The sequence below is a fragment of the Kaistella polysaccharea genome, from assembly GCF_020410745.1.
Classification (GTDB): Bacteria; Bacteroidota; Bacteroidia; order Flavobacteriales; family Weeksellaceae; genus Kaistella; species Kaistella polysaccharea.
Map to the genome: position 1 here is coordinate 1,142,439 of NZ_CP084528.1, position 17,121 is coordinate 1,159,559.

Consider the following 17,121-nt stretch of genomic DNA (forward strand, 5'->3'; position numbering starts at 1 on the left):
TTTCTTTTATCTTCATTCCATAATTGTATACTTGTATTTATAATCCAATAAATGCGAAGTTGGTAGTTTTCCCTCAGGTGCATGATAAGCATGAACCTGACGATGTTTTTCTGATATTAAATGCAAATTTTTTCGTGCTCTAGAAGCCAAAACATATAGCATTTTTTTAGAGTTTGCAGTTCCATTTATTTTATCTGAAAAATGTGGAACAAAACCATCCAATAAAGCAAAGCCTATCACAGTATCATATTCTTCACCCTTAGTGCCGTGGATAGTAGATACTGTAATTCCATCTCGCTGTCTGAATACTTTTCTAAAATTTTCAATATCTCCAATATATGGATTTCCTTCATCAATTAGTCTCTGAATTCTACTTTCAGAACTCGCAAAAAATGAATTGAAATGTTCATTTAGCACGGGGAAATTTCGTAAAGTAATTTTCAGCTTTTCACAAATTTTGTTAAAAAAAGTTCTTAAATAAGATAATCCTTCTTTTTCGTTTATCTCTAAAGAATTACAAATTCTTAAAAAATTTTTACTACCAATATTTGAAACATCAACTCCTGCATTACCAAGTTCATTTAGTATTTCGTTACTCCATCTCAACCTCCTTACATACATAAAAGGAGAAGGTTCTGTCAATGCAACTCTTGAAACCTTGAACCAAAAATTATCGATATCCCGAGAGAAAGGAGCCATTCCAGGTCCGTCGAAACTTAAATCAGGGAGTCTAATAATAAGTTTTCTTGTAATACTTGCGATATGAATCCATTGTGGTGCAGTGATGCATATTTCGTTTGGGCTAATTCCGGCTTTTTCTATATTATATAAAATCAAATGAGCTAATTCTTCAATTAAATCATCTACTGAGACCACTGAATTGAATGTAATTGTACTTCGATAATCTTTTCCATAACCAAACGCAACAATTGGCGTTTCGAAAGTTTTATAATAATCAAAATAGTTGATAATAGCCGACGATGATCTATAGTTTTTATCTAACGTTAATGGGGTTAATTCAAATCCCAATAATTTTTCTAATTCATTTTTTGGCATTGGAAAGCCTCCCAAAGATTCATAAATAGATTGATTTGGATCGCCAACGATAAGAGTTTTTGAATTGCAATTGTTTACGCTTAATATTTTAGATATGATGTGATACTGTATTTCCTTAGTATCCTGATACTCGTCAATTAAAATAAAAGGAAATAATTTGGACAGAATGTTTGCTACAACTGGTTTAGATCTGAGTATTTCATAGGCGTAAAACAAAATTTGTTCGAAATCAATCTGCCTGTTTTTTTCAAGGATTGCAAAATATTCCCCAAGAATTTTTTTTAAAGAATCATGCTTTTTTGTGTCTGGACAAGTCAAATAGAAATCATCTGTTTTGGCAAGGATGCCACAATCATAGTAGCTTATTTTCTCTTTTTTATAGGGTTCGCATAATTCGTTTAGTATATTTTCACTGTCAAAAGAATTGATAACCTTATAGCCTGTTTTCAATCTTTCAGAATACAAATGATACGGCTTTAAAATCCATTCCATACAAAAAGAATGGATAGTACCAATCCATAATTGTGTTGTGTCAACGCCTAACAACTCTACTCGTTCCTTAATCTCATCAGAAGCCCTATTAGTATAAGTTATGGCTATAACGAACACCCGATCTGATTTCAATCTACTTAACTCGTAAGCAATTTTGAATGTAAGAGTTCTTGTTTTGCCGCTTCCTGGGCAAGCAATTAGAAGTACACTACTTTCTTCAAGAATTGCATTTTCCTGTTCTTTGTTAATACTGTCCTTTTCCCAAATAAACATATTATTTCAGTTTATCTATTAATGTTGAGATTTGGTCACCTGGAATTGCAACGTCGAAATCAAAAGATAAATCTTCTAATTTATTTGTTCCATTTCTATACTTCAAAAGTTCCGCTTTACAATTTGTAAAATTTATAGTATCATCATCTTCAAAATGCTTAGTCATTCTGTATTGGAAAATGTCAGCAACAATGTTTGAAGAATAGGTTTCTTTTGCAAAAATAATAGCATCAAGAATATAAGCGGGAATTTCAGTTTTGTAAAAAATATGTTTACCCAACATAATTGCAAACCAACCCTTACCTTCTTGTTTAGCCATTGTAAGCACCCGTTTTCCATATACAGCAACATCAGCATTTTCTATATCTTCCTTTGCTTGGATACGTGTTGCTGAGTCGATGTAGACTTTTTTAATAATTTTCTTAACTTCCTCTTCATTTCCTTCGGTGATAAAATCAACTTCGAATGTGTGTTGTGAATAAAAAGCTTTTACCCAATTATTACCTGTTTCAAATACATCTAATTTTGCTTTTCTTTCTACTCCTTTTTGCATAGAACCAGCAACTTTCTTCTTATATTTTTTCTGGGCAGCACTGTCGTCAGCATTTTCGGTGGTATCACAGATCGCATCATCTAAGTCAGTCAGAATAGCACATTTTCTTTGTATCCTGTCATTATGGAAAAGTTGCGCGACATTTTCAAAACCTGTGCTTCTAATGTTTATCAAACTTATTCCCAACTCGTCCAAACTTACACCAAGAACTTTTTTCACCATAATAGGAATTAGAATTTCTTCAGCATCACCTTCTACCAAAATAACACCTTTAGCAAAGAGTAAATTGGTTCTTACAGCATCCAAGTAACGCTCTACCTGATTAATATTTTCTGCAGCTAATCCTGTAGAGGGTTGATAGACCTCAGCATAATTTAATTTTTTAGCTAAGATATTTATGTTTTCTACATTACTTACTTCAGATATTTGGGTAGAATGAGTTGAATATATGATTTGAGTATCGCCATAATCTAAATTGTCGAACAATGTCTTTTGAATGTGATTATGTATATGAGCTTCTGGCTCTTCTATGATTAAGAAATTTGCAAAAGTATCTTTTGATTTTCGATATTTAAATTCCAAAAGTTTTAATGTGAGAAAAATAAGATTAGCACCTCCTAAGCTTAACTCGTGGATACCGCCTTCATATTCTTCTCCGGGTTCTCCAATAAATAATTTCAAGGATTGAAGCAGTTTTTCTGCTTCATCAGGAACACTGGATTTTATAGATAAAGATGAGGGAGAATAGGTAAGCCCAACAGCATCTTGAATTGTAGTTTTAATGTCTTCACGGATAGTCTGTACATCTGGAAGAGCTTCAATGCTATTATTTAATTGAGTAACTAAATCACTGATGGGTTGGTAGTCTGTATCCTTTATTTCACCACTTTTATTTTTTAGAAGAGTTATTAGAGGGTTTGTTCTGTTATTATGAAAATCACTTACGACATCTCTTAATGCCTGTATGAATGTAAAAGAAACTTCTTTTGCAATAGATAATTGATGAGGAATTTTGGAACCAAATTTTGATGCATCAATAGCAGAGGGAAAAATGACATTTTCAAAATCACCTACAAGTTCTTTGTATACTTCAGGATTGTTAAAATCTGCTGTACTCTTACCTGTAAAAAAAGTTTCATAGTTGTCTAAAATATTAATATCGTCAAGAATTTTTTGTAATCCTACTTTGTCCCCTTCAGCTAACTCAGAAAGTTTTTGTCTGATGTCTGCTTTTGGACGAAAAAAAAGATTGTAAGTAGCTTTTTTTACATAGTCCGCTTCGGCAATACCAGTTCCGTGTATGAATAATGATTGAATAGCTTCTTCATCATTAAGCTCATTAAATTCAATACTGATAATAATCCAATGACCTTTCCATTTTCCTTTGTCTAAAATTCTATTAAAATCTCCTTCAGTTAGTTTATATGCAAACTGAAGAGAAGCATCTTCTAAAAGTAGTCTGATTGCTTTAAAAACGTTGGTTTTTCCTGAACCATTTTCACCTATAATGGTGTTTATTCCTTTATTGAAATTAAAATATGCATTTGCAAAATTTCTGTAATTGACAAGACTTACTTTTGATATATACATTTATTAAATTGCTTTTTATTTAGTTTGTTATGAGAATTCGGCTTATTGGTAAATATACAGAAGATTTTTTTTCATAAAATATTAAATACTCCAAACAAAACTGACCATTCAACCTAGCCCCGATTGCAATGGAAATCCTTTTTTATAAATCTGCGAAAGCAGTTTTGTAAACAAGATTGTAATGGAAAGGAGGTACAGTTTTCGGAAAAAGCTAAACCTTGTTGCTCCTTAATTTCTTTATTATTTCCGTAATTTCGCTACAAATTCAAAACAAATCCGTGTATAATTATCCTCCAAAAGTTAGCGAAAAAAGTATCTGGAAGACTTTACTGAAGTTGAACAGCGATCCGATTGCGATTATTTCTCAAAACTTTCAGGAACTGGGAAAAACGTACACCTTAAGTTCTTTTTTAGTAAAAAAGCGGTTCGTCTTTAGCCGCGATCCCGAACTGTTTGATTTTGTGTTGCGCAAAAATCAAAAGAATTATGAGAAATCTGCCATTCAAACGCATGTTTTAGGCAAATATCTGGGTAAAGGGTTATTGACAAATACTGGCAAAGACTGGCTGAAACAACGCCGGCTTATTCAACCCAATTTTAGCAATAAAAATATTGAACTGCTGCATCAAACGATGGTGGATGAAATAAACGCCGTGATTGAAGATCAGATCAAAAATGAGACGATTGATCTTTATAAGATGACCAATACGCTCACTTTTAATATCATCGCGAAAACTTTATTCGGAAATTCGATCGACTACAATCAGATCCTGAGAATTTCGGATTCCATTACGGAGATTCAGAAAATGTTCATCAAAGAAGTGCGCAAACCTTTTTTGATGTCCTGGTATAAAGTCTCCGGACAACTGAAAAAGCACCTTCAACTTTCGGATGAAATGCGTGAAGTTTTCCGGGAAATCATTTTGAAAAGGCAAACTGAATCGGGAGAATACAACGATATTCTACAAAATCTACTGGAGTCCAGATATGAAGACACCGGCGAACCCATGACGATGGAACAACTGATCGACGAAATCATCATCCTCTTCGTTGCCGGACATGAAACCTCCGCCAATGCGCTGGCTTTTACCTTGTTTTTAATTGAAAATAATGAGAATGAAAAGCAATTGTTAATGAAAGAAATTAACGATCTGGACGACGATTTTTTATCTTTAAAAACACTTTTTGGAAATTCTAAAACAATGACCATCATCAAAGAATCATTGCGCTTGTATCCACCCGCGTGGATTATTGACAGAGTGGCTTTGGCAGATGATACTTATAAAGACTTCTCTTGGGAAAAAGGGACGATCGTAGAATTTTTGCTTTATGATATGCACAGAAATCCGGTTTATTGGGAGCAACCGAATTCTTTTCTTCCCGAAAGATTTGAAGATAAGGACATTAAAAGCAAACCTTATTTTCCTTTTGGAAATGGAGCGCGACACTGCATCGGCGAACATTTTGCCTACATGGAAATGATCCTTTTTTTACGGTTATTTTATAAAAAATACGAGTTGGAACTGCAGACCAAAGAAATGAAAACCATCGCCTTAATTACCTTGCGACCGGTAGAATTAAGAGGAAATATCATTTTAACTTCCCCAAAATTAAATTGAAAAATTATCCAAAAGTAATGCTGCACCAATTAAAAACTTCACCTGAAGAAATAGATTTTAAAGAAGTCATTTCTTTCATCGATAAAAACTACAAATTCACGCCGACCAAATTCACAAATGGAAATACCGTAAATAAAGCCAATCAAAATAATGGTTCCTGCAAAATTTTCAGTTTTGCGAAATTGAATGATTTATCAAAAAAGGAAACTTTGGCTTTGTTTGGAGCCTTTTATAGAGAGGACGTTTTGGGAAATCCAGAGGGAATTGATCATCAAAACATCCGGAATTTTACAGATTTTGGGTGGGACGGAATTTCTTTCGAAGGAGATGCTTTGAGCATAAAGTAATTATTAACCTTGTCAAGGTTCAGAACCTTGACAAGGTTTTATTTTTACACTAAAAGCTCGGAGCCCGACCTGTGTGGAGCTCTTTTTTTCTGGTATCTTATCGAAGCAAAATTTACTATAGAAAAAACGGGAATACTTCGACTTTGCTCAGTATAAACTTCGGGCAGATAAAGATGCCTTAAATAAAATGTATTCCTGTTTGGCAAATTTTTTGCAAAACAATTTTCAACAAAAATTTAAATTATTATGGGAACACTATTTAGAAGAGTTTTAATCTTCGCAGCACCAATGTTATTGGGTTACGTTATGAAAAAAATCAAGGGAAACAAACAAAGCTCGGTAAGAACGAGATAGTCGAAACCCTGGAACCGACTAAAGGTTCATATTAACACATAAAAAATTCCGTTTCAAGTTTGAGACGGAATTTTTTGATCTACAAAACGAAGGAATTTGCTGACCGATATTCTCGCAGTAAATTTTCAAAAACTTTTTCAACAGGTAAAATTTCTTTAATTAAAGCGGAAACCTGCCCGATTTCTAATTCGCCTTCTATTAAATCACCTTCAAACATGCCGCGTTTCGATCTGGCTCTGCCGAGGGTTTCTTTTAAAGCTTCAACGTTTCGCCCGGTATCGTAGAGTTTTTCTAAATCATGGAAAAATTTATTCTTGACCATTCTTACCGGCGCGAGTTCTTTCAAAGTTAAATGGGTATCGCCTTCATCTAAAGAAATTATTTTATCTTTCCACGAATCATGCGAACTTGCCTCAACTGTTGCGGCAAAACGGGAGCCGATCTGAACACCATCAGCGCCAAGAATCATGGCGGCTTTCATTTGGGAACCCAAAGCGATTCCTCCCGCGGCGATGAGCGGTTTTGAAATATGTTGTTTTACATTTGGAATCAGACAGAACGTGGTGGTTTCATCACGTCCGTTATGGCCGCCGGCTTCGAATCCTTCCGCAACAATTGCGTCCACGCCGGCATCTTCACATTTCATGGCAAACTTAGTAGAGGAAACGACGTGAGCGACTTTTAGACCTTCTTTTTTTAATGTTTCTGTATAGGTTTTCGGATTTCCGGCAGAAGTGAAAATAATCTTCACGCCTTCTTCTAAAATAATCTGAATAACTTCTTCTAAATTCGGATAAAGCATCGGAACATTCACCCCAAATGGTTTGTTGGTTGCCGCTTTACATTTCTGAATGTTTTCACGGAGAATATCGGGATACATACTTCCCGCTCCGATTAAACCTAAACCGCCGTTATTAGAAACTGCAGAAGCCAAGCGCCACCCGGAATGCCAAATCATTCCACCCTGAATTATAGGATATTTTATGTTAAATAAGCTGGTGATCTTATTTTGTTTCTCACTCATTTCTTTCATTTTTTTGGCCACGCCAAAATCTAAAAAACTACTCATGGCGTAAATTTAATTAAATCGTCGAAGAGGAAAAAATGTTGGAGTGGAAAATTAAGGATCGAAATAAAATTAAGGCAAAGAACGCAAAGTTTTCTTTACAAACATGCTGTTTTACGCACGTCTTTAGGTCGCAAAGGCGTTTCACTTCGTAAAGTTTTCAACGAATTGATAGTTATGACTATTGCTAGACATTAAAAAAATATTTAGAAGTTTTCAACTGTCTCAAAAACTAATCTTTAAACCGCAAAAGAGGCAAAAAACAAATAATGACATGATGATTTTCAGAAGAATGCAAAGTGCATAAACTTATATGATGAAGCATTTGTTAATCTTTTGCAGTAAAAAAAAAGTTGTTGATCAATTTTTATTCTGTAATAATTTTATAATCACCGAATTTACCGTTCCAGTTTTCGCCGTAGGTTGTAAATTCGATGTAGAGAATTTGACCGTCGGTGACATCAATGACATAGCTTAATCCTTGTTTTAAGCCTTTGACTTCTATATTTTCTCCACCGCTGAATAAGGCATTGATATCTTCGAAAGTAAGTTCTTCTTCAGTATTAGTGTATTCAAAATTGACCGTCATTCCGGTTTTTGTGATTTCCCGATCTTTCACTTTTAGATACGGAAGATGAGATTTTAATGTAGGATATTTTTCGATTAAAAGGTTTAAAAGATTTGATTCGAGAGTGGTTAATTGTTCCATAGTTGTGCGCGTTTTGGTGGCATTTTATCTGATTTTGATCGAGGCGAATAAAAGGTAAAGATTAGAATAAAAAAATTAATATCGGAAAATAATTATTTCAATTTTTAAGTTTTGAAAAAATCATATAAAAGGAAGAGTTCGACTTCGGCCTCTCAAACCTGCGTAAAATCCTAGAAAAAGAGTTGTCATTTAGCTGTGGAAATTAAAACTGACTGAAGTTTTAGCCCTGATCGCAGTGAAAATCCCGGAATGAGGCGCGAGCGCAGCGAGCGCCGAAATGAGGAATTGTAACGTAGAGCAGGTTATGATTTTGAAAGAAGCAAATATCTTGTTGCTCCTGAAAAAACAATTTCGTGTTGCAAGCAATGTCGATCATTAAATAATTTCCTGAAAAATTCGCCTTATTATTTTAATTCTATGACCGGATCTATTAATTGATAAAAAGTGTGGTTATCTTTGCAAAAAAAGTAGCATGCCCAGACTCATCTCCGATTTAGGAATTATCAAAAAACTTCAAAACGCTTTAACCGATTTAGAAATTACGGTGGCGACTGATATTCAGGAACAGGTGATTCCCGTCATTCTAGAGCAGACTGAAGATTTGGTGGCGCTGGCAAAAACGGGAACGGGTAAAACTGCCGCTTTCGGATTGCCGCTTTTACAGTTGGTGGAGCCTGATAATGCGACCATACAAACTTTGATTTTATCACCGACCAGAGAGTTGAGTCAACAGATTTATAACAACCTAAAGGATTTAGGAAAATATATGCCTGAGGTTTCCATTGTTTTATTAACAGGCGGAAACACCGTGAAATCACAAGTTGAAGAGTTGAAATCGACTCCCCAAATTATTGTGGCAACACCAGGTCGTTTTTTAGATTTGCTGGAGAAAGGTGAAGTCGATATTAAATCGCTAAAAAACTTGGTTTTAGATGAAGCCGACGAAATGTTCCAGGCATTGAAAGAAGATTTAATGTCGATCCTGAAAGCGGTTCCTAAAAACCGACGTACGTATTTATTCAGTGCGACCATGCCGGGCGAGCTGAAAGATATCGTTCATAATTATATGTCGAAAAATGCGGTTTCCATAAATTCTGATATGGCGACGATTGGGCATGAAGGTATTTATCATCAATATATCGTGGTCGATCCGATCGAGAAATTAGATGTGCTTTTGCACTTTTTGAATTCGCAGGAAGGCGGAAGAGGAATTATCTTCTGCAAAACCAAAGCAGCCGTAAATAAATTAGCAAAAAATTTAGCGATCCGTAAAATCTCATCCGGCGCATTGCACGGAAGTTTGACGCAGGGAATTCGGGACCGAATTATGGATCAGTTTCGTGAAGGTTATATCGATATTTTGGTAGCAACCGACTTGGTGGCACGTGGAATTGATGTGAAAGAACTGGCGTACGTTGTGAATTATCATTTGCCTGACACCCCTGAAGCTTATGTTCACCGCAGCGGCAGAACGGGAAGAGCGGGTGCAAAAGGACTTTCGATGACGATTATTCAGGAAGAGGAAGTGAAAGAAATCGCTGATTTTGAGCAAGAATTAGGCATTAAATTTCATCCGGTTAAAAAAGCAGACGCATCAGCTATCGAATGGAATAATACTTTGGTTTGGGCGAAGAAGGTATTTAAAACAAAACCAAACCGCGAAGTTCCAGAAGAAATAAGACAGCAAGTGAAAACGATTTTTCACCATTTGACGAAAGAAGAATTGGTGGATAAAGTTCTTTCAAATTATCTAGCGGAGAACAGTAAATAGCTTTAAGTACATTATCAAATAATAAAGCGGTCTAAATTTGAACTATTGTGCTCAAATTCAGACCGCTTCTTTTTTGTCAATCATTCACAGATTTTATTTTACCTGTTTCAAAATTTAAGTTAAAAGTTATTCAATTACTTTTTTTACTCTTTCGATGGTATCAAATTTCGATAAAGTTAATCTTACAATACTGTCTTCCTGGGCCAGTAAATCGTGCGGAACATTGGCTTCCAGAGAAATCAAATCACCTGCTTTTAGCGACATTTTTTCGCCCTGAACACCAAATTCAATTGTTCCTTCGTGAATCTCCACTGTAATTGGAAAACCGGCTTTATGCTCCTTCATTGTTTGCCCTTTTCTAAAAAGGATTCGTATCTCTTTTGATGATTCAGTTTCCATCATCACCGTCACGGCAACTTTATCTTCGTTGTAATTGAGGTCATTTCTTAACGAGGCTGTTTTCATAATATGATTTTTAAAATAATGACATCAATTTACCAAAATTTTTTGAATGTTTTTTCTTGGCTGTGAAGGCAATTTTAATTAATAGATTTGAAAACTCCGGTACATTGAAATTACTAAACGTCAACAGACCCTCGCCATTTTCTTGAATTTAAATAGATTTATACCGTTAAATTTCGTTCTCTTACCTCATTTTCAAAAGCTTTCTTCCGCGCATTGTTTTTAAGAAGCATTTGGCTAAAAAGCACGGGAAAAAAAGTGAGAATCCCAAAACCATTATTATAAGTGCTGTAAGCTGCAATGCCAATCATTAGACCAAACAAAACGGCATTAACAATATTACCTGATTTAATTTTTTTACCTTCCAGCAAAAGTTCTTCATTTGTTAGATCTGCTAAAACCTTTTGAGTCATTTTATTATTTATTTAGTTGGCCAAAGTATTTTCGCTTTGAAAACATTCTTCATTCGCTACATTTTGAATTGCTTGGAAAACTTGGGTTTTATAAAATTCACCGAAATAACTGATAAAGTGTCCCTCCTTTGAAATAACCACAAAACTGCTGCACGGATAGTGATTCTGAAAGAATAACCGTTCGATTGTTCCGGCTGGATCTTTGTGCCAATTAACAATCCCCTTATATTTTCGTAAACCTGTGTCGTTTTTATATACGTAAATAGGCTTAGTTTGCGCGATTTTGTTCACCCCATCTTCTAATTCACGAAACCTGTTTCTTAAAAATGTTTGACCTGTCAATCGAGATGAATTACACTCGTCTTCTCCCGGATGAAAAATAATTACAAGTGGTTTTGAATCATCGAGCTTTTCATTTATCGCCTTTTCTATTAAAGATTGCAGGGCCGGTCTGCTGCTGATATTTCCCCTATTTACTCTAAAAATAAGTTTCTTATGATTCATAGAATCTCCGGGAACATCAAGAAATTTATGAGTCGCCCGAATTTCATCGAATTTAGTTTTGGTTATTTGATTATCATCTTCATCAAAGTATTTTATCTCCTTTGTTGCAGCTGGTGTCGCGGAACAGGAATACATTAAAATTGCAAATAGCAGTGTAGGTAAAAGATTTTTCATCGTTTAAAAAATTTATAACTGCAAGAAATTTAGTTGAAGACTGCTCATAACGAAAAGTTTACATGGTTTTAAGGAAAATAACGTTCGAGTGAACGTTTTTTTAAGGTGTCAAAGCCATTATTTGAGATTTAAAATTTTCAAGTTTGATCAAATAATAACCAGAAAATAATAAGACCCAAAGCATGAAAACTAAATAAAACGGAATGAAGTTTATTTCAGAATTTTGGATTTGTGCACTCATCAATAAAATTCCAACAATTATTCCACCGATGAAATTATAAATCATGGCGTTTTTAAGACTCATCGCAATTAATCCCGTTAAAAAATTCCACCCGGTTAATTTGTCTTTTATTTTAATTTTATTGGGTTCAGAAAAGTCAATCATAACTTTGTGTGCAAAATCAAGATTTACAGTCACGTGATTTGCGTGTACTGCATATTTAAAATCATACCTCTCAAGAAAGTTTATAATTTGATCTTTTCCCATTATTTAATTTAATGATTTAGTAATAATGCGCGTACCGTACGTACCGTACTGCATTTCGAAAACCAAGACTAAATATACTGAAACTTTATCTTTAGAAGATACTTTAATGCATCTAAATTTTCTGAAATAAAAGTTGAATATCTTATAAATACTTCCCTCCTACTGTCGGTTACCTTAGATTCCATTTTTAATTGAAGGAGGCGGTACCCTCACCTCATTTGCTTTATTAATTATTTCTGGATGATTTTTTTTCCATTTTTCATTACAAAGTGAGTCCAACTTATTAGGATGTCTATTCAAGGGGACTATTTTATCAAGTCTTTGTAAATATAACAAATTGAACAATTAGTGGAAATCTTTAAACTTACGAATATCCCACACTATTGCAAAACAGCTGTTATCTGATCTTTTTCATTTTTTCAAGAAATCCAATATCTTTTTATTTAGAATTCCAGGTTGCTCGAAAGGAATATTATGGGTGCTGTTCTCAATTATTTCTAATTTTGCATTATCAATCATTTCTGCAATTTGCACCGTGTGTTCTTGTTTTATATCATCATCGTCACCTGCAAGAATTAATACAGGATTTTTAATCTTCTTTAAATCATCAATGGTAATATTGGGATAATTGATCATTAAATTTAATCTTCTTTTTTCCTTTTCATCTTTGGAATTTTCATAACCTTGCTTTATTGATTGCATTAATTCATCTTTCACTCCTTGAGGATTTGTATTCGCACCAATTGTAACCAGTTTATTTACCAAATCATGATTTTTAGCATTGAAAATTAAACCTGTAATTCCACCATCGCTCCAACCCACGATATTTACTTTTCCCAATTTCAGTTCCTTTATTATTTGTAACAAATCGTCAGCTAACTTCTCATATCCGTAATTGTTTTTTGCAAAATCAAGACTTTTTCCTTGTGCTCTCGTGTCTATTGCAATCACCTTGAATTGTTTTGTGAAGTATGGAATTTGATTATAAAAATCTGAAATTATTCCATTATTTCCTTCTAATAAAATGAGTGGTTCTCCGCTTCCATATTCTTCATAATAAATTTTGGCATGGTCAAGTTTAATATATCTTCCATTCGTATTTCTTCCATATATTGTTTTTATGCCTGCTTCTCTGCCTTTATAAAAACTGATTAGTTCTTTTTCAATATGATTTTCTGTTGGCTCTTCATTAATTATTTTATAATCAAAATTTGTTTGTCCTTTCTTCTCATAACCGACATTTATATTGGTAAGAAATGTGCCTTCACTTTTTTTCCATTGAGATTGGCTCTGATATTTGAATATTAAATTTTCCGATAGAGATTTTTTAGCAGAAATTCCAAAAACAAAATCTTCATTATCAATAGGATTGTAATCTACCAGTTGTAAGGTAATTGCAATTTTATCTAAGTTATTGAATATCAATTTATATTTTAATAAATCAATTATTTGCCAACCTGTTGATGAAGTTTTAAAAATGATATTCTCATTCAAAATTGATCGGTCTGGCAACGAGTTTTTTACGCTATAGATATTTAGTTTTAAAGTTATTTGTTCAAACTTCGAACTTGGTATTATGTGGAAACTGAAATAATTTAATTTTGTTTTTTTATAAATTTCAAAAATATTTCCCTGTTCAATGGTTGGTACATTCTTATCAAACATTTTTGAAAAAGTTATAATGGGACGAGATTTCTGACCAATCGTTTTTTCTTTTAATTTTTTTGCGGTTAAAAAAACTTCTTTAATATTCTCAGTTTTAAATTTTAGAATAACGTTCGGATTTTCTTTTAACTCTAAAAAATTAAATGTTTGCTCCAGATAACCTTCTGCCGTTATGATTACATTTTCATTTTGAAATTCATTTGGAATACTTATTTTGTAAAATCCTCTTTCATCTGTAATTGCACCTACATTTGTATCTTTAATACCAATAGCACAATACGATAAAGTTTTGTTTTCCTCGTTTTTTATAACCCCCTGAATAATGGTTTGAGATTTAACTAAAAAGAAAGACAATAATAAGAAGAAGATAAATTGCAATTTCAGTTTCATAAAAATTAGAGGAATTTTGAAAATATTAAATTAAAAAAATTAATTGTCTTAAGATGGCAGATAACGTTTTGCGTATTGGCGATGGTGTGGCTTTAATGCGAAAATTTTATTGTTATAGGTTAAACTTCGAAATATCTAAAAGTTTAAACTTGCAAAAAACCCGCACTATTGCAAAAACCGCTGTTATCTGCAGGTATATTTTTCAATCTTATTTAAACTGTAATTTTGCTGACTCAAAAATTAATTCAGTTATTTTACGAAATTTCTCTCCTTTCTTTGGATTTCCTGTATAACAGAAGTCTTTTTTAAATTCATTCCTTCTATATTCAATATTGAAATAAGGTGGGTCAATCCCTTCCATTTTTGCTGTGTCTTTGATTGAAATTTGTTTATATAAATCTACAATTTGGTTGTATTCATTTTTAGATATTTTCCGATTGTCCAACTTTTTATTTGCGTAAAATATTTTTACAGTTTCATTTTTCGCTCTTTTTTTATTTGTAGGAATCAAAGTTATACTTGTCTCACCTCCAATAATCATTGCATTTCCAGTTTCAAATTTGAGATACTCATTACTTTGGGTTTTACAAGAAATTACCAATACAATCAATAATAAAAATAGTAAATTTTTCCTCATTTAAATTTGTGCTTTTTGTTGGTAAATTCTTGCAGATAACATTTTGCGGCTTTGCGATGGTGCGGATTAATATGATAAATCTTTCTATTATAAACTGAACTTCGAAATATATAAAATCTTTAAATTTGCGAAAATCTCGCACTATTTCAAAACCGCTGTTATCTGTAGTGCTTTTTAATAATAATCAATTTTTCTAATCCATTTAAACAAGTCAACACCATCAACATTTTTTATAATTTCAATCCAGTTATTTTTTGAATCGTATTTGTATCTGAAAGATATTTTATGTTTTTTACCTTCTTCTATATATTGTAAATCGGAAATGCTACCATTTTTATATTTAAACCTTTCAATTATCATTGATTTTTTTATATCTACATTACAGCAATTGCGCTCTGTTACGTGATTTAAATTATTATATTTAAAATAATCAAAACTTTCCATTCCTGTCCTATATCTTCTTTTGGTTGAAATTAGATTGTCATTTTTATATTCATATTCAATCCTATTTGTTAAAAGAGGCTCTTTGTGATTTTCGTCATCTTCGTACAAATCATAATTTTCATATTTGATTAATCTACTTTTCGCATCATAAAAGTTTAAGATATCTTTATAAACAGTTAAAAGTGAATCTTGAACACCATATGACCAACTCCTTTTTCCTTCTTCTTTCCAAGAGTTCGGATTTTTGTAAATTCTGTATTTCAATTTTCCTTTATCATTATAATAATATTTGTATTCATTAACAGTTCCATCTTCATCAAATTCTTTTAAAGTTGTCAATTTCCCTTTATCATATTTTTTGTAAGTATGACGAAAAAAATCATTTTTAGAATTCTGTCTTATAATGTTTACATCTCCGTAATCAGAATAATAGTAGGTTGTGGTATATTTTGAATAATTACTTGAGTCTATTTCTTTTTCTATTTTTTATTAATATTATAAATTTTTTTATATGAATTCATAAAATTGTCCTTTTTGCCGAACCACGTATCAACTGTTATATTTCGGTTTTTGTCAAAATTTCTTTCATAATTTATAAAATAGCACAAATCAGAAGTATACCAAGTGTCTTTAAATCTCGCAATAGTTGATTCTGGACCCATAAATCCAGAATGTCCATAATCATCATAATAAAGAAGTTGTGGATTTTCAGTTTCAGTTAAAAAAAGAACTTTTTCTCTAATTTTTTTAATATTCCAAAAATTGTATCCTTTGGCAAATAGTTTTGCGATTTAAATTCTGTAAAAAATAATAATGTTAAAAGTGTAAAGAATAGACATTTTTTCATTTAATGACGGTTTTGTTAGCATTACAGATAACGTACGGGTATTTCTGCAGGCGGGGCTTAATATAACCACCTTTTCTATTTACGAATATATTGAAAATATCTAAAATCTTCAACTAAAAACTGATCCCCGCTTGCAGAAATATTGTGTTATCTGCAGTTTCTTTCATTGAATTTCCGAGTTGTTTTCGATAAATCTCTTGTTTATTGGATCAGAAATTAAAAATAAACTTCCCATCTCATTGCTATAATTTGGATTATAATATATTGTGCTTGAATCAGAAATGACTTTTATGATTTCTCCAGTTTTCCTTTCCACAGAAACCGTTGCATAAACTTCTGCGTATCCATTTTTGATTTTATATGGGAACATATTTGAATTTATTTTTCTATCGAAATTCTTAATGTTAGATTTAGTTAGTTCTACGCCAATAATTCCAAAAGCATGATTATCAGAACGCTTTAAGTATTTAATTTTTCCTTCAAATTTTATATTATTTGTTAAAGCTTTGTCAGAAAATTCACTGGTTTGCCTACTAATTTTTAAGTCATAAAATATAAAAATAATTAGAGCAAAAAGTAAAATTAAAAATCTATATTTTTTCATTGATTTCATAACTTTTTGTTCTAGGCAGTTTTTTGAAATTGCAGATAACGGTTGGGTATTTCTGTTGGCGGGGACTTTTTATAACAAGTCTTTGTAAATATAACAAATTGAACAATTAGCAAAAATCTTGATGATAGGAACTTCCGCCCCGCTAATAGAAATACCTTGTTACCAGCAGTTTTTTTTGTGGTTAGTAGTTTAAAGTTATAAAGAGAATTTTCTTGTGAATCATTTTTCAATTTCATATTTGTAAAGCAATTCCTCGTTTTATTGTGGGTCCGATTTATTCCACATTTCTAAAAACTCAACCTCTGTCATTTCGTTGTCGATAAATTCAGTAATTTCAAGTTGTTGATCGGCTAAACCTCCAAAATCATCTTCTAAATACTGTTCGTTATATTTAAGAATTTTGCCATTTCGGAAAAGTTGAATTTGCTTTATAACATTTAAGTTTTTGTCTGTTTCAAAAAAATAAGTTGAATCACCCCAAGAATCAGTCAATTCTTCTCCAGTAGTTTCTTCCCAAAATTTTTTAAAATATCTTGTATTCATATAAAAACGATTCTTTTTAAAATTGCTGGTAACGGTTGGGTATTTCTGTTGGCGGGGACTTTTTAAAACAAGTCTTGGTAAATATAAGAAATTGAGCAATTAACGAAAATAT

At 32.4% G+C, this 17,121-nt stretch carries 16 protein-coding genes; 3 read left to right on the forward strand and 13 right to left on the reverse strand.

The annotated features are described in order from the left end of the window. Positions 1–12: 12 nt before the first annotated feature. Both LC814_RS05180 and LC814_RS05185 read right to left on the reverse strand, forming a co-directional pair. The gene (locus LC814_RS05180; RefSeq protein ID WP_226065446.1) at positions 13–1,821 is read right to left on the reverse strand and encodes a UvrD-helicase domain-containing protein; all 1,809 of its coding nucleotides are present in this window, start codon (positions 1,819–1,821) and stop codon (positions 13–15) included. Between the two features lies 1 nt (position 1,822). Next, positions 1,823–3,964 carry an ATP-dependent nuclease gene (locus LC814_RS05185; protein ID WP_226065448.1) on the reverse strand — a complete coding sequence of 714 codons (2,142 nt, stop codon included), beginning with the start codon at positions 3,962–3,964 and terminating at the stop codon, positions 1,823–1,825. A 278-nt stretch (positions 3,965–4,242) separates the two neighbouring features. Here LC814_RS05185 and LC814_RS05190 point away from each other — a divergent pair, with 278 nt between their 5' ends. Next, entirely contained in the window at positions 4,243–5,583 is a 1,341-nt protein-coding gene (locus tag LC814_RS05190; protein WP_226065450.1) for a cytochrome P450, read from the forward strand. 17 nt (positions 5,584–5,600) lie between these two features. Next, complete coding sequence (locus LC814_RS05195) at positions 5,601–5,930, forward strand: HopJ type III effector protein (protein WP_226065452.1); 330 nt, start codon at positions 5,601–5,603, stop codon at positions 5,928–5,930. Positions 5,931–6,363: 433 nt separating this feature from the next. Here LC814_RS05195 and LC814_RS05200 read toward each other — a convergent pair whose 3' ends face one another. Both LC814_RS05200 and LC814_RS05205 read right to left on the reverse strand, forming a co-directional pair. Continuing rightward, positions 6,364–7,353 carry an NAD(P)H-dependent flavin oxidoreductase gene (locus LC814_RS05200; protein WP_226065454.1) on the reverse strand — a complete coding sequence of 330 codons (990 nt, stop codon included), beginning with the start codon at positions 7,351–7,353 and terminating at the stop codon, positions 6,364–6,366. 364 nt (positions 7,354–7,717) lie between these two features. Further along, positions 7,718–8,059, reverse strand: a complete 342-nt coding sequence (locus tag LC814_RS05205; protein ID WP_226065456.1) for a hypothetical protein — start codon at positions 8,057–8,059, stop codon at positions 7,718–7,720. Between the two features lie 472 nt (positions 8,060–8,531). On the opposite strand from LC814_RS05205, the gene LC814_RS05210 reads away from it, so the two are divergent. Continuing rightward, positions 8,532–9,830, forward strand: a complete 1,299-nt coding sequence (locus LC814_RS05210; protein ID WP_226065458.1) for a DEAD/DEAH box helicase — start codon at positions 8,532–8,534, stop codon at positions 9,828–9,830. A 126-nt stretch (positions 9,831–9,956) separates the two neighbouring features. On the opposite strand, the gene LC814_RS05215 is transcribed toward LC814_RS05210, so the two are convergent. The 9 genes from LC814_RS05215 to LC814_RS05255 form a co-directional block, all read right to left on the reverse strand. Next, on the reverse strand, positions 9,957–10,295 hold the full coding sequence (locus LC814_RS05215; RefSeq protein WP_226065460.1) for a cupin domain-containing protein: 339 nt from the start codon (positions 10,293–10,295) through the stop codon (positions 9,957–9,959). Positions 10,296–10,453: 158 nt separating this feature from the next. Further along, a complete protein-coding gene (locus LC814_RS05220; RefSeq protein ID WP_226065462.1) occupies positions 10,454–10,705 on the reverse strand; it encodes a hypothetical protein in 252 nt (83 codons plus the stop codon). A gap of 12 nt (positions 10,706–10,717) precedes the next feature. Continuing rightward, complete coding sequence (locus tag LC814_RS05225) at positions 10,718–11,383, reverse strand: hypothetical protein (RefSeq protein WP_226065464.1); 666 nt, start codon at positions 11,381–11,383, stop codon at positions 10,718–10,720. Between the two features lie 100 nt (positions 11,384–11,483). Further along, complete coding sequence (locus LC814_RS05230; RefSeq protein ID WP_226065466.1) at positions 11,484–11,870, reverse strand: hypothetical protein; 387 nt, start codon at positions 11,868–11,870, stop codon at positions 11,484–11,486. 411 nt (positions 11,871–12,281) lie between these two features. After that, entirely contained in the window at positions 12,282–13,925 is a 1,644-nt protein-coding gene (locus tag LC814_RS05235; protein WP_226065468.1) for an alpha/beta fold hydrolase, read from the reverse strand. A gap of 208 nt (positions 13,926–14,133) precedes the next feature. Then, complete coding sequence (locus LC814_RS05240) at positions 14,134–14,562, reverse strand: hypothetical protein (protein WP_226065470.1); 429 nt, start codon at positions 14,560–14,562, stop codon at positions 14,134–14,136. A 174-nt stretch (positions 14,563–14,736) separates the two neighbouring features. Further along, complete coding sequence (locus LC814_RS05245) at positions 14,737–15,345, reverse strand: hypothetical protein (protein WP_226065471.1); 609 nt, start codon at positions 15,343–15,345, stop codon at positions 14,737–14,739. 671 nt (positions 15,346–16,016) lie between these two features. Further along, a complete protein-coding gene (locus tag LC814_RS05250) occupies positions 16,017–16,457 on the reverse strand; it encodes a hypothetical protein (protein WP_226065473.1) in 441 nt (146 codons plus the stop codon). A 267-nt stretch (positions 16,458–16,724) separates the two neighbouring features. Beyond that, entirely contained in the window at positions 16,725–17,009 is a 285-nt protein-coding gene (locus LC814_RS05255) for a hypothetical protein (protein WP_226065475.1), read from the reverse strand. Positions 17,010–17,121 lie beyond the last annotated feature (112 nt).

What these genes read in the sequence shown, in the direction of transcription:
- LC814_RS05255 (WP_226065475.1), bottom strand. Translation starts at nt 17,009, where the DNA reads ATGAATACAAGATATTTTAAAAAATTTTGGGAAGAAACTACTGGAGAA.
- LC814_RS05200 (WP_226065454.1), bottom strand. Translation starts at nt 7,353, where the DNA reads ATGAGTAGTTTTTTAGATTTTGGCGTGGCCAAAAAAATGAAAGAAATG.
- LC814_RS05250 (WP_226065473.1), bottom strand. Translation starts at nt 16,457, where the DNA reads ATGAAAAAATATAGATTTTTAATTTTACTTTTTGCTCTAATTATTTTT.
- LC814_RS05220 (WP_226065462.1), bottom strand. Translation starts at nt 10,705, where the DNA reads ATGACTCAAAAGGTTTTAGCAGATCTAACAAATGAAGAACTTTTGCTG.
- LC814_RS05195 (WP_226065452.1), top strand. Translation starts at nt 5,601, where the DNA reads ATGCTGCACCAATTAAAAACTTCACCTGAAGAAATAGATTTTAAAGAA.
- LC814_RS05185 (WP_226065448.1), bottom strand. Translation starts at nt 3,964, where the DNA reads ATGTATATATCAAAAGTAAGTCTTGTCAATTACAGAAATTTTGCAAAT.
- LC814_RS05240 (WP_226065470.1), bottom strand. Translation starts at nt 14,562, where the DNA reads ATGAGGAAAAATTTACTATTTTTATTATTGATTGTATTGGTAATTTCT.
- LC814_RS05205 (WP_226065456.1), bottom strand. Translation starts at nt 8,059, where the DNA reads ATGGAACAATTAACCACTCTCGAATCAAATCTTTTAAACCTTTTAATC.
- LC814_RS05230 (WP_226065466.1), bottom strand. Translation starts at nt 11,870, where the DNA reads ATGGGAAAAGATCAAATTATAAACTTTCTTGAGAGGTATGATTTTAAA.
- LC814_RS05210 (WP_226065458.1), top strand. Translation starts at nt 8,532, where the DNA reads ATGCCCAGACTCATCTCCGATTTAGGAATTATCAAAAAACTTCAAAAC.
- LC814_RS05235 (WP_226065468.1), bottom strand. Translation starts at nt 13,925, where the DNA reads ATGAAACTGAAATTGCAATTTATCTTCTTCTTATTATTGTCTTTCTTT.
- LC814_RS05225 (WP_226065464.1), bottom strand. Translation starts at nt 11,383, where the DNA reads ATGAAAAATCTTTTACCTACACTGCTATTTGCAATTTTAATGTATTCC.
- LC814_RS05215 (WP_226065460.1), bottom strand. Translation starts at nt 10,295, where the DNA reads ATGAAAACAGCCTCGTTAAGAAATGACCTCAATTACAACGAAGATAAA.
- LC814_RS05180 (WP_226065446.1), bottom strand. Translation starts at nt 1,821, where the DNA reads ATGTTTATTTGGGAAAAGGACAGTATTAACAAAGAACAGGAAAATGCA.